We start from the raw sequence: 12,204 nt of genomic DNA, 5'->3' as shown, positions 1-12,204 counted from the left end.
GCACCCATCCGATGATCAACCAATTCGACCCCACCAGCCGGCCCATGTTAGAAGGCGTTCAGGGTAACATTCTGAAAGCCCACGGGCGGCACCATACGGCCAATGTGTTCATCCGCTGTAATCCAGACGATGAATCGGCAACGAATACCAGAGCGTGGCTTAAAAGCCTGGTAACGAATGAAGTTGTAAAATCGGCCTACACACACCTGCGCAATAATGCCCTCTTCAAATCAAGCGGCGGCGAAATCGACACAGGTCTGTTTGCCTGCGTCCACATCAGCGCGGCAGGTTACGAGTATCTGTTTCCTGATGATGCCCGAATCGGGCGGTTCGAAGCCACGTTCAGAAACGGGATGGCTGGGGCTGACCTCCGCGACCCGGATCCGGCGTTGTGGGAGGTGGGCTTCCGGGGCGAACAGCATGTCATGATCCTGCTGGCCCATGCCAACCCGGCCGAACTGGAAAAGGCAGTTGTGGACGTCCAACAGGCGGTTTGTGCGTTTGGCTTTATCACCACCCTTGAGCGGGGCAATGCGTTGCTCAACCATGCCGGGGCGGGTATCGAACACTTCGGGTACGTAGATGGGGTGTCGCAGCCCCTGTTTTTCGAGGACGAATGGGACACCTACAAACAACAGAACCACATCCGGTCGGCAAGGGACGTTCTGTTCGATCCCCGCGCCGACAAAGGTTTGGTGCTGACCGCAGACCCCTTCGGCAACGGCGACGCCAACGCCAGAGGCAGCTACTTTGTGTTTCGCAAGCTGGAACAAAATGTAAAAGGATTCAAGCAGGCGGAAGCCAACGTTGCCAGCCAGTTGCGCCTGGAAGGCGATGACCGCGAACGGGCCGGGGCCATGATTGTAGGCCGGTTTGAAGATGGTACGCCCGCTCAGATGAGCGATGAAGAAGGTCTGATCAACAGTGCGATGCTCAACAACTTCGATTACAAAACAGCCGATGGAGCGTCGAAATGTCCTTTCCATGCGCACATCCGCAAAGTGAACCCGCGTTCCGGTTTGCTGAACGGTGGTATGGCGGAAGCCAAAAAACACATTATGGCCCGGCGGGGGATCCCGTTTGGCTCCCGCACCGACGGCCCCAACGACGGTCAGATTTATAACAAGCCCGAAGGCGGCGTAGGGCTGCTGTTCATGAGCTATCAGGCCAGTATCAGGAATCAGTTTGAGGTTATCCAGCACAATTGGGCTAACAGCGAACAAACCCCCGACAATGATGATCCCACCGGAAGCGGACCTACTGTTGGTATTGACCCGGTTATTGGTCAGGGCGATGGCACTCGTACCGGGCAGTTTGCTACGGTTTGGGGTGACCGGCAGTCGCTGACGGATGCGTTATTCCCCCAGTTCGTGACAATGAAAGGAGGCGAATACTTCTTCGCGCCAAGCATGGCGTTTTTGAATAACATTAATGATATCCAACAAGCCTGAGTCTATGAAAACGATCCACACCATTCACACCACTTACAATTATGAAAACCTTACTAACGCTCCTGCTGATTGGAGCAGCGCTGACCCTCCGGGCCCAGGTTATCACCTATGACTATGCAGCGCGAACGTACGTCACACTCGATAAGGCGACGAATAAGTACGTACCTGTACTAGATTCCAGCGAAGTATTTTTGCCATATGGTACCAACAGCAGCTACATCCTCATCAATATCAATCCGTTTGCGCAAAGGATTCTCATAAACAGTAAGTTATACAGTATCTCTACGCCCATACCCGCTCAGTTACTGGCGGTTTTCAGCATCAAACTGGAAGCGGCTAAGGAACTAACCAATACGGATGAGCAAATAAAAGAAATGGTAGATGTAGAGAAGAATGCAGGCACTGTCCGAGTATTGAAACTCGAAATGGATACATTGGTCAGTGAATGCAGAGACTACTACAAAAAAGCCAGAAAGATTGATGATGCGCTTTTTGTCAAGGAACGCTTGATAGGCACCATGGGTGATAAACGCTTCTACGACGCAGTTAGCATGACAGCGGCACTAGTTAACCGAAAGATCAATCTGGCAATGATGGATACGCTGGAAGCTAATTTCGAGGCTTTTGATAAAGCTTACGACAGGGTTGCTGTCCGATACCTGAAAGCCATCAAAACAGCACACGATGCAAACGAAAAAGATAAAGAAGCCCGAATCAGTACTGCGCTAAACCAGGTCGATAGGTCATATCGGGAACTGGAAAAAAAGTACAAAAACACGCTGGCTGACATCGGTCAACTATTTGCCAATGCCATTGACTCGACTAGCTATGTAGTGAAATCGTTGCCTGTGAAATTGATGGGTAAGGCGGGCGATGCCGACGAAGTGGAGTACGAAGTCAACATAGACGATCAACAGTTTGTCGATCCCTTCCCCGTTAAAGGAGGCTGGAAACTTGACTATAGTGTGGGGCCAGTGGCCAATTTCGTTGCCGACGAACAGTTCTTTTTCGAGGTAAGCGGTGATAAAAATACCCTGCGTCAACGTGATAAAGGCGGTTTATTCAATACTATTACACCAACCGTTTCCTCAATGATGCATGTATTTAAACGCAAGCACACAGGATTTGCTATTGGTGGTCTATTTGGGATCAACGCTGGCTTTAAGGAGTTTACCGACATCAAGCTGGGCTTTCTGGCGGGGGCGTCAGCTATTATAGGACGCTCACAGAAAGTGTTTGTATCGACAGGGGTTAGCTATCTACCGATCAATCGCCTGAAAGAGGGGCAATTCGTGACAGGCACCTCATACCCCGGCGTTAAAATTGACGATGTGACTGACCGCGCTTTACGACCTTCTTGGTTTCTGGCCATCTCGTTGGGTATCACCAAGCGTAGTGTTATCAAACCAACCGTTCCCTGAGCAGCAATCTACCTTGTACCAATAAGCTCGTAAGCCTGTTTGAGAGCCATCGACAGTTAACTGGCCAAAGTGGTGCTTCTTAAACAGGCTTCTTTCCATTAGATAAGTAACAGTGTATCAAACGCACCGACGTATATAGCCAACGTTAGCCAGACAGAAGTAAAAACAGGCTCATATGCGGCAGTTAAGGCGTGGATGAATTTATCAGCATACGACTGACGGAAAACACTAAATAATCTTGATTTGCGCCGTTAGCGGGCAATCGTATATTTGGGGTCGTCTCGTACAGTTGTATATGAAAGTTTCCCCTTCCGAACCCTTTCAGGTCATCTATTCACTTTTGCAACATGAATATGTCGGCTATCTGGTCGAAGCGTTTGTGGTGCAGCTCAACGCCAAGGGAGAACTGACGTTGCAGGTGCAAAGCCTGTCGCCGCAGAACGTAGCTGAGTTTTCGGCGGGCCTCGATGAGCGTGACTTTGAACTTGTCCGCCTGACCGATCAAATCTCTCAGGACGCGCTGCTGCGCCGTTTCAACAACCGCAAACAGTCGGCAGTCGATTTTTTTCTGAAGGTGTTCGATCCTCAGAAGGGTGATAAGGTAACGCAGGAGGCTATCTGCGATCATGTGCAGCACACCAAAGCGCAGATTCTGCCCCTGCTGGCCGACAAACCGCTTTTTGCCATGAGCAACGACGGCAACGCCGTGGGCGATCCGATTACCTACATGCCCGAACCGGCCCGCGTGTATTTTCACTTTGTCCGCACCGACGAATCAACAACTTACTTCCCCATTATTCGTTACCCGGTTGCTACTGATAACGGAACACCGCAAACCGAACGGGTTGATTTTCAGCACCGTAACGCATTGATTCTGTGCGACGAACCGGCCTGGTTGCTGGTTCAGAATAAGCTTTATCACTTTGCCAAACTGAACCGGAACGTGGTGAGCCGGGTCGAAGGTGAAGGCACAGACGTAGACGGTAAAAAGCTGCGGCCCTTTTTGAATAAAAGCAATATTGTGGTGCCCAAAAAGATGGAGGCCCAGTATTATGAGCGGTTTATGGTGCCCCTCATTGCTCAGTACGACGTGTTTGCCAAAGGATTTGAGATCAGGACCGAGTCGCTGACGCCCGCGCCCGTGCTTACGCTGTCGGAGCGGGTAGACAGCCACAAAGTGCCTGCCTCGTTGTTTGGCGAGCCGGTAGATCTTGCCGACGAAACGGCCCACAACCAGGTGGTGCTCGACTTATCGTTTCAGTACGGCGATCATACGTTTCGGTTCGATAGTTTCTCGCAAGCGGCCAATGTGAGTTTGGAGGTGGTAGGAGATGACTATATTTTTCACAAAATAAAACGGGACCTGCGCGTTGAACGTCAGCGCCTTACGTTTCTGCGCGAACACGGCCTCGACCTGCGCAACGGGCGAACGGCGTTGCCCAAATCGCAGGCGTTTTCGTGGCTGGCCGAGCAGGTGCAACCCCTCACCGATGCCGGTTTCCAACTGCGCCAAAACGCCGAAGATACCCGCCGCTATTTCCTCGGCTACTCCGATTTGTCCATCTCCATCCGCGAAGGGCGCGACTGGTTCGACATTTACGCCAACGTGCGTTTTGGTGAGTTTGAGATCCCTTTTATTAAGCTGCGGTCGCTGATTTTGAACAACAAGCACGAGTTCACCCTGCCCAACGGTGAAATTGCGGTGATTCCCGACGCCTGGTTTGCCAAATATGCCGAACTGGTGGGATTCATTGAAACGTCGGTTGATAACGATGGCACAGATAAACTGGTGTTGCAGAAACATCACCTCGCCCTGGTGCAGGATCTGGACAAAGAATCGCTGGCCGACACCATCATCAGTCGCCGGCTGGAAGGGCTGCGCGAATTTGAACGGATCGACGAGTTTCCGTTACCGTCAGGTTTCAGGGGTACGCTGCGTCCTTACCAGAAAGCGGGCTACGACTGGATGAATTTCCTGCGGCAGTACCATTTTGGCGGGTGCCTGGCCGATGACATGGGTCTGGGCAAAACCGTGACGACGCTGGCCATGCTGCAGGGCCGTAAAGAAGCCAATGCCGACGGTGTGTCCCGCCCCAGCCTGCTGGTGATGCCAACGTCGCTGATCTACAACTGGGAACTGGAAGCCAGCCGGTTCACGCCTGACCTGCGCGTGCTGGTCTACACAGGTACATACCGCGACAAAAACACCGCCAATTTCGACGACTATGACCTGGTGCTGACCTCCTACGGCATTGTCCGCATCGACATTGACCTGCTGCAGCACTACCCGTTCGATTACGTGATTCTGGATGAGTCGCAGGCGATTAAAAACCCGAACTCCTACATCACGCGGGCCATCATGCAGGTGCAGTCGGCGCACCGGCTTATCCTGACGGGTACGCCCCTCGAAAACAGCACGATGGACCTCTGGACGCAGATTACGTTCATCAATCCGGGGTTGTTGGGCAGTCAGTCGTTCTTCCGGAATACATACCAGATACCCATCGAGAAGCGCAACGACGAGCAGAAAATGCACAAGCTCTACGGCCTTATCAAGCCGTTTATGCTTCGCCGGAACAAAGCGCAGGTGGCCACCGATTTGCCTGCCAAAGTGGAAACGGTGCTCTTCTGCGAAATGACCCCCGAGCAGGAGAAAACCTACGAAGAGGCCAAGTCATATTACCGCAACCTGATTCTGGAGCGCATTGAAGAAGAGGGCCTGGCCAAATCGCAGATGGTGGTGTTGCAGGGCCTGACCAAACTCCGGCAGATTGCCAACCACCCGCGCCTGGTCGACCAGGAATACGAAGGCGACTCAGGTAAGCTCGACGATGTGCGTATGCGGCTGGAAACGGCCATTATGGAAGGACATAAAATTTTGATATTCAGCCAGTTTATCAAGCACCTGGCTGTGATTAAACAGTACCTCACCGCCCGCAATATCCGCTACGCCTACCTCGACGGCTCGAGCACGGACCGGCCCGAACAGGTGGCCCGTTTTCAGACCGACGAGTCGGTGCAACTGTTCCTGATCTCGCTCAAAGCTGGTGGCCTGGGCCATAATCTCACCGCCGCCGACTATGTCTTTCTCCTCGACCCCTGGTGGAACCCCGCCATTGAAGCGCAGGCCATAGACCGGGCGCACCGCATTGGTCAGCAGAAGACCGTGTTTACGTATAAGTTCATTACCAAAAACAGCGTAGAAGAGAAGATTCTGGCTCTGCAGCGCAGCAAGCAACGGCTTGCCAGTGAGCTGGTCACCACCGAGGAAAGCTTTATGAAATCGCTGACCAAGGAAGATGTACTGGTGCTTTTGGATTAGTAGCAGTGGGCAGGGCTGTCGCATGAGTAGGCTACGCGCTATAGGCCCTTCGACAGGCTCAGGGTGACAATGACCTTGAATCAACTAGAGATGATTACTCAAATTTCCTGTCACCCTGAGCCTGTCGAAGGGCCTATAGCGCGTAGCCTACTCATGCGACAGCCCTGCCCACTGCTACTATGACTCCTTCCCGCTTTCTCTCCCTCGACGTATTTCGGGGCCTGGTGATGGTACTGCTCATGACCGAGGCCACACTGGATTTGCCCCGGCTGGCTGGCTATTTTCCCGGCAGCCCGTTCTGGCAATTGGTTGGCTATCAGACCTCGCACGAACTATGGGTGGGCTGTCGGTTATGGGATATGATTCAGCCGTCGTTTATGCTGATGGTGGGCGTGGCGGTGCCGTTTTCCATTGCTGCCCGGCTGGCCAAAGGCGCTACCCATGCTCAGCTCTGGCAACATACCTGGCGGCGGGCGGCCATCCTGATTGGCCTGGGTATTCTGCTGCGGTCGATGGGGCGTGATCAAACGTATTTCACGTTTGAAGATGTGATTTCGCAGATCGGGCTAGGCTACCCCGTACTATTCTGGCTGGCGTTCCGGTCGGCGCGGGTGCAGTGGGTGGCGCTGACCCTAATCCTGGTGGGCTACTGGGCGCTGTTTGCTTTCTGGCCCCTGCCCGATGCCGTCACCACTACAAAGCTAGGCCTGGTGGAAAACAAGCTCTACGAGCCGCTTACGGGCTTTTTTGCTCATTGGAATATCCATACTAACCCTGCTAATTACTTCGATCAATGGTTTCTGAACCTGTTTCCGCGTGAGCAGCCGTTCATCAAAAATGGGGGCGGTTATGTCACGCTGAGCTTTATTCCGTCGCTGGGAACCATGCTGTTGGGGCTGCGGGCCGGGCAGTTGCTACGGCTGGACCGGCCCATCCGGCAGAAAATACAAACGTTGCTCCTGTGGGGCGTGGGAGCAGTTCTGCTTGGGCTCACGGCGCATTACGCGGGGCTTTGTCCCATCGTGAAACGCATCTGGACCCCCGCCTGGACCCTCTTCAGCGGCGGGCTGGTGTTTTTGTTGCTGACCTTGTGCATTACCGCTGTCGAGTTGTGGCACTGGCAGCGGGGTACGTTCTGGTTTGTGGTAGTTGGGGCCAACTCAATGGCGGCGTATCTGCTCCACTGGACTATCCACAGCTGGATCGTAGCCAACGTGCGTACCAACATCGGCTATTGGCTGAAGCCCCTGCCCGAAAGCATCCGGTTTGGTATCATCGGTCTGATTGCCTTTGCGCTGGCGTGGTACCTGATGGTGTGGCTATACCGCAAAAAGCTGTTTGTCCGGATTTGACGAGGCTGGGTTATAATACACCAGCCAATCTTTCACTGTATTATAACCCGAAAAAGCCCTTTCGTTGCAACGAAAGGGCTTTTTAAAGCATTATAGGGAGGATAAACCAATCAACTATCAACGTAAAACCCAACAGGCCATGTTCGGACTAGGAACTTCTGAAATTGTACTCATTGTGGGCGTTTTGCTGCTCTTCTTCGGTGCCAAACAACTACCCGATCTCGCCCGTGGACTAGGCAAAGGCATCCGCGAATTTAAGGACGCCACCAGCGACATTAAGGATACGATTGACAAGTCGATCAACGACTGATGCTGGTGTGCTGCGCGACGGCTACTTCGTTGGCGCCATGCGTTGTATCTGTGCAACTGGTGGCAGGCGTGCTGGCTACACCAACCAAACGGGCAGCTGCGCTGTTTGTGTTAACCGCATTCTGAGTACCAGCAGCCAGTATAGCCAGCGCATCTATGGCTGAAGCCTCCGCTGCATGATTTCACTCTTTATCTTGCGGGTATGAAATCAAGTATACAAATAGGATTGCTTTGGGGGCTGATGGGTGCGCAGCTGGTGCTGGCTCAGGCTACACCCGTTAACTCTGTTACTGGCCGGGTGTCTGATCCTAAGACCACGCGGGTACAAGTCACCGATCTAACCCGAATTAAGCAGGTCGGTGGCATTCAATTGGCACCTGACGGCAGCAGCCGGGCACTCTACACGCTCACTACCATCGAACCCCAAACTGATGCCCCTGATGAGTTTGATTACCGTACCCAGATCTACCTCAGTGGCCTGAAACCCAACAGTGCCGTGGCGCTGACACGGGGTACCGAAAGTGCCCGTCAGCCGGTCTGGCAACCCAGCTCCAACGATGCCAGCCAGCAGATTGCTTTTGTGCGCAACGTAAAAAACAAGCCCCAGGTATTCGTCATGCCGCTGGGTGGGGGCGAGGCTTACGCGCTCACCAATGTGCCCTACGGAGTCAGTAACCCTGTTTTTTCGCCCGATGGCAAGCGGCTGCTGTTTACCTGCAGCGTCACCTTCGCCGAACTCCAAAACGATACTCTGCTGAATCCCGGTAAGCGCGGACCGCTGTGGTCGGTAGAGAAACCGGGTATGTCGACCTCGGCCGTCATGGGTAACGCCGGCGTGAAACCCAACCCCGACGGGTCATTGGCCGAGGTGCGGGCGTACCTGGCCAAAGACGAAACCGACAAAAAAGCCAAGGTGATTACCCGGACGAATTTCCAGGGCGAAGCGACCACCGAGCCAATGCTGTCGTTCCAGCACGTGTACGTGATCGACGTGCGTGAGGGTGCCACGCCCCGGCCCGTTACGCGGGGGTTTGCCTCTTATCTGGCCCCCGCCTGGATGCCCAACGGCCAAACTATTCTGGCCGTTACCGACCGCGACCCCACCCAACACCCCGACCGCGAATACGACAGCGCCATTGTAGCCCTCGCCGCCGACGGATCGGGCGCTGCTACGCCGGTGCTGAGTGAAGCGGGCAAATCGTTCGGTAACCCTACGCCCTCGCCCTCGGGTATGCTGCTGGCGTATCTGGTGGGGGCATCGCGCGACGTGGGTTTTGCTCAATTAGGTCTGGCTAACCTCAACGGAACCAATGCTGCCAACGCCAGGCAGATGGCCTTCGACCGCGCCGCCGGGAGCCTAAGCTGGGCGCCCATGAACGCAACAGCGGTGAGCCGGGCACGAGGCCAGAAAAACGCCGCCCCCGCTGAAACGCTCTATTTTATTGCCCCCACCAACGGCGATGTGCCGCTGTACCGACTCAACCCTGCATCCGGCACTATCGACAAGCTGACCACCCCGGAGCGGGGTATTACGGCGTTTGCTGCTGATCAGAGCCGGCTGGTTTACGCTACCACGGCGGTGGCTGACCCGTCGGCGCTGGAAATGGCGTCGGTGTCGGGGCAGAACCCGCAGGTGCTGGAACAGCCCAACGCAGGCTGGCTAACCGGAAAAGCTCTCAGTTACCCCGAAAAGAGGGTTTACACGAATTCAAAAGGGCAGGCCATCGATTACTGGATTATGAAACCTGCCGGGTTGCAGGCCGGACGAACCTACCCGCTGGTGCTGAACATGCACGGTGGTCCCACGGCCATGTGGGGTCCGGGTGAGGCGTCGATGTGGCACGAATTACAATATCTGTGTGCCCAGGGCTACGGTGTGGTTTATGCCAATCCGCGTGGGTCGGGTGGGTATGGGCAGGCGTTCCAGCGGGCCAACGTCCGCGACTGGGGTACCGGCCCCGCCGAAGATGTGCTGGCTGCTGCCACGGTCGCCGCCCGCGAAACCTGGGTCGATACCACCCGACAGGTGATTACGGGCGGGTCGTATGCGGGTTATCTGACGGCCTGGATTGTGGCGCACGACAACCGGTTTAAAGCCGCCTTTGCCCAGCGGGGTGTCTATGACCTCACCACCTTCATGGGCGAAGGCAACGCCTGGAACCTGGTTCCCAACTACTTTGGCTTGCCCTGGGAGGCGGGCGCTAAAGCCATTCTGGACGCCAATTCGCCCTACAGTTTCGTGCAGAACATCAAAACACCCCTGCTCATCAAGCATGGCGAAAATGACCTCCGCACGGGTATCATCCAGTCGGAGATGCTTTACAAGAGCCTGAAAATCCTGAACCGCCCCGTCGAGTATGTCCGTATGCCGGGGGCCACCCACGAGCTAAGCCGGTCGGGCAACGTACGGCAGCGGATAGACCGACTGCTGCGCATATGGGAATTTTTCGAGCGCTTCGTGGGTGAACCCGCACCCGGCGCGCGAGTGAAGTAGAAAACACAAAAAAGGCCCCTGACAACTGTGTCAGGGGCCTTTTTGATGATCAGCTAACTAGTTTGCTTAAGCAGCTACTTCGGTGTGGCTCTCCTGAGCGAGGTAGTCCAGAACGCCCTGGAACGTGGTTAGTCTTGGGTAATCTTCGTCGGGAATCCGGATGCCGAAGGTCTGTTCCAGCTGCATAACAAGATCAACCGTGTCGAGGCTGTCGAGTCCAAGATCGCGGGTGAAGTGAACGTCGCCGGTAAGCTGAGAAGCATTGATGCCGAAAGAGGCAAGAATGTTGATAACGCGGGCTTTTGTGGTCATTGATGAAGGGTATATGGAATGTTGTATAAGGATGAATGGCTTTTCACAACTAACTGCCAACCAACTGATTTTGTTGTTTATACAAATAGGCCGCCAATCGGAATTTTGTAAATTTTAAGGATTGCGTCATCTGCCGCATTAAAGCGTTTCGCCCAGCAGCCGCTTTATTTCCAGTTGGTTTAGCAGCAACTGGTACTGGTAGAATACCTGGCCAAGTTGCGCCTCTTCAATGCCCGTTTCGGCACTTTCCAACTCTACTGTAGTAATCACCCCGTTGCGCAACCGGGTTTGGGCCAGTTCGAGTGCTTTGCGGGCCTGAAGCACCTGCGTATCCAGGTTTTGCAGCCGTGTCTGATTCGCCACAATGTCGGCATTAAGCTGCGCGAGTTGCTGACGAAGCTGGGCCGAAGCGTTTTCGACAGCATATTGACTGGCACTGAGGGTATATTTAGCTGCCTGATTCTGTAGGCGATACCGTTTGCCGGCATAGATAGGTGCTGTAACAGACACCCCCGCTGCCACGTTGAAACGCAACTGATTCACGTCGGGCACGTAGCCGTTGCGATAACCGGTGTTTCCCGAAAAACCAATGCTGGGTCGCCCCGATAGTTCGTCGATGCGGATGTCGGTCTGGGCCACACGAACGCGGTCCTGTGCCGCCAGTACATCTTTGTTGGTAGCCAGCGCGGTTTGTAATTGACCGTCGATGTTAAACGGCTGAACGGTTTCGCCAAACTGCTGGGCCGCAGCGCCAACGTCTGGGTTGGGCTGGCCGGTAAGATAGGTGAGCAGAGCCAACTGCCGGTCAAGCTGGTTTTGAAGGTCAATTTTACGATTCTGGGCCGTTTTTAACCGTACTTGTTGCGATAGCACATCGTACTGAAGGGCGTCGCCGTTTTGCAGCCTCGTTCCTAAAATACGTACGTTGGCCGCCGCCGTGCGAATAACCGAATCCTGCACGACCAGGCTTGTACGGATATAGCCGATGCCATAATAGGCCGCCGCTACCTGATAGGTCAGGTTATGGCGGGTTAACTCCTGCTGCCTGCGCTGCACCTGCAGGTTATCGCCCGCCCGCTGAATATTGGCGCTGGTCCGGCCAAAGTCATAGATCGACTGCGACACCGATATGTTGGCGTTGATGTTGTGGTTGGGCTGAAACTGCAACTCTACTTCGCGCCCGGCTACGGGAAGGGTAGCTTTGGCAACGGGGTTGAGGTATAGATAAGAACCGTTGGCCGCTACCTGGGGGCGCAGGGCCGTGCGGGCAATGTCGGCCTGTAAACCCGCTGCCTGAATTTGCTGCTCCTGCTGCTTCAGTACGGGGTAGTTGGCCGTAGCCTGCTGCAACAACGCCCGCAGATCGTCGGGCATCGTAGTTGGCGATTGCGCTAGTGTAAAGCCCGGCAAGACCGATAGAAGGAGTAGTTTGTGATGTGTTTTCATGTCATTTATGATTTGGGATTGTGGATTTGGGATTTCGGATTAGTTGTTTACGCAAAAGCAAACTGAGGCGTAAGCAATTAATCCGAAATCCCAAATC

8 protein-coding genes are annotated in these 12,204 nt (G+C 54.4%); 6 read left to right on the top strand and 2 right to left on the bottom strand.

From position 1 onward, the window contains the following. The first annotated feature begins 11 nt into the window (after positions 1-11). From J2I47_RS12815 to J2I47_RS12790, 6 genes are all read left to right on the top strand, one after another. Positions 12-1,451, top strand: a complete 1,440-nt coding sequence (locus J2I47_RS12815; protein ID WP_207364989.1) for a Dyp-type peroxidase — start codon at positions 12-14, stop codon at positions 1,449-1,451. A 41-nt stretch (positions 1,452-1,492) separates the two neighbouring features. Beyond that, complete coding sequence (locus tag J2I47_RS12810) at positions 1,493-2,872, top strand: hypothetical protein (RefSeq protein ID WP_207364988.1); 1,380 nt, start codon at positions 1,493-1,495, stop codon at positions 2,870-2,872. A 295-nt stretch (positions 2,873-3,167) separates the two neighbouring features. Next, complete coding sequence (locus J2I47_RS12805) at positions 3,168-6,194, top strand: DEAD/DEAH box helicase (RefSeq protein WP_207364987.1); 3,027 nt, start codon at positions 3,168-3,170, stop codon at positions 6,192-6,194. 179 nt (positions 6,195-6,373) lie between these two features. Further along, complete coding sequence (locus tag J2I47_RS12800; RefSeq protein WP_207364986.1) at positions 6,374-7,546, top strand: acyltransferase family protein; 1,173 nt, start codon at positions 6,374-6,376, stop codon at positions 7,544-7,546. Between the two features lie 139 nt (positions 7,547-7,685). Beyond that, positions 7,686-7,856, top strand: a complete 171-nt coding sequence (locus J2I47_RS12795) for a Sec-independent protein translocase subunit TatA/TatB (RefSeq protein WP_207364985.1) — start codon at positions 7,686-7,688, stop codon at positions 7,854-7,856. 201 nt (positions 7,857-8,057) lie between these two features. Beyond that, positions 8,058-10,349, top strand: a complete 2,292-nt coding sequence (locus J2I47_RS12790) for a S9 family peptidase (protein WP_207364984.1) — start codon at positions 8,058-8,060, stop codon at positions 10,347-10,349. Positions 10,350-10,415: 66 nt separating this feature from the next. Here J2I47_RS12790 and J2I47_RS12785 read toward each other — a convergent pair whose 3' ends face one another. Continuing rightward, positions 10,416-10,661, bottom strand: a complete 246-nt coding sequence (locus tag J2I47_RS12785) for a phosphopantetheine-binding protein (RefSeq protein WP_207364983.1) — start codon at positions 10,659-10,661, stop codon at positions 10,416-10,418. Positions 10,662-10,799: 138 nt separating this feature from the next. Continuing rightward, the gene (locus J2I47_RS12780; RefSeq protein ID WP_207364982.1) at positions 10,800-12,107 is read right to left on the bottom strand and encodes a TolC family protein; all 1,308 of its coding nucleotides are present in this window, start codon (positions 12,105-12,107) and stop codon (positions 10,800-10,802) included. Positions 12,108-12,204 lie beyond the last annotated feature (97 nt).

The organism is Fibrella rubiginis (genome assembly GCF_017353185.1).
In the GTDB taxonomy this organism is placed as follows: Bacteria; Bacteroidota; Bacteroidia; order Cytophagales; family Spirosomataceae; genus Fibrella; species Fibrella rubiginis.
Note: the sequence above shows the minus strand (reverse complement) of the source record. Positions and strands in the feature narration are given on the sequence as shown.

Excerpts from the sequence above, each read along its gene's own strand:
- J2I47_RS12815 (WP_207364989.1), top strand. The coding sequence starts at position 12 with ATGATCAACCAATTCGACCCCACCAGCCGGCCCATGTTAGAAGGCGTT.
- J2I47_RS12810 (WP_207364988.1), top strand. The coding sequence starts at position 1,493 with ATGAAAACCTTACTAACGCTCCTGCTGATTGGAGCAGCGCTGACCCTC.
- J2I47_RS12805 (WP_207364987.1), top strand. The coding sequence starts at position 3,168 with ATGAAAGTTTCCCCTTCCGAACCCTTTCAGGTCATCTATTCACTTTTG.
- J2I47_RS12800 (WP_207364986.1), top strand. The coding sequence starts at position 6,374 with ATGACTCCTTCCCGCTTTCTCTCCCTCGACGTATTTCGGGGCCTGGTG.
- J2I47_RS12795 (WP_207364985.1), top strand. The coding sequence starts at position 7,686 with ATGTTCGGACTAGGAACTTCTGAAATTGTACTCATTGTGGGCGTTTTG.
- J2I47_RS12790 (WP_207364984.1), top strand. The coding sequence starts at position 8,058 with ATGAAATCAAGTATACAAATAGGATTGCTTTGGGGGCTGATGGGTGCG.
- J2I47_RS12785 (WP_207364983.1), bottom strand. The coding sequence starts at position 10,661 with ATGACCACAAAAGCCCGCGTTATCAACATTCTTGCCTCTTTCGGCATC.
- J2I47_RS12780 (WP_207364982.1), bottom strand. The coding sequence starts at position 12,107 with ATGAAAACACATCACAAACTACTCCTTCTATCGGTCTTGCCGGGCTTT.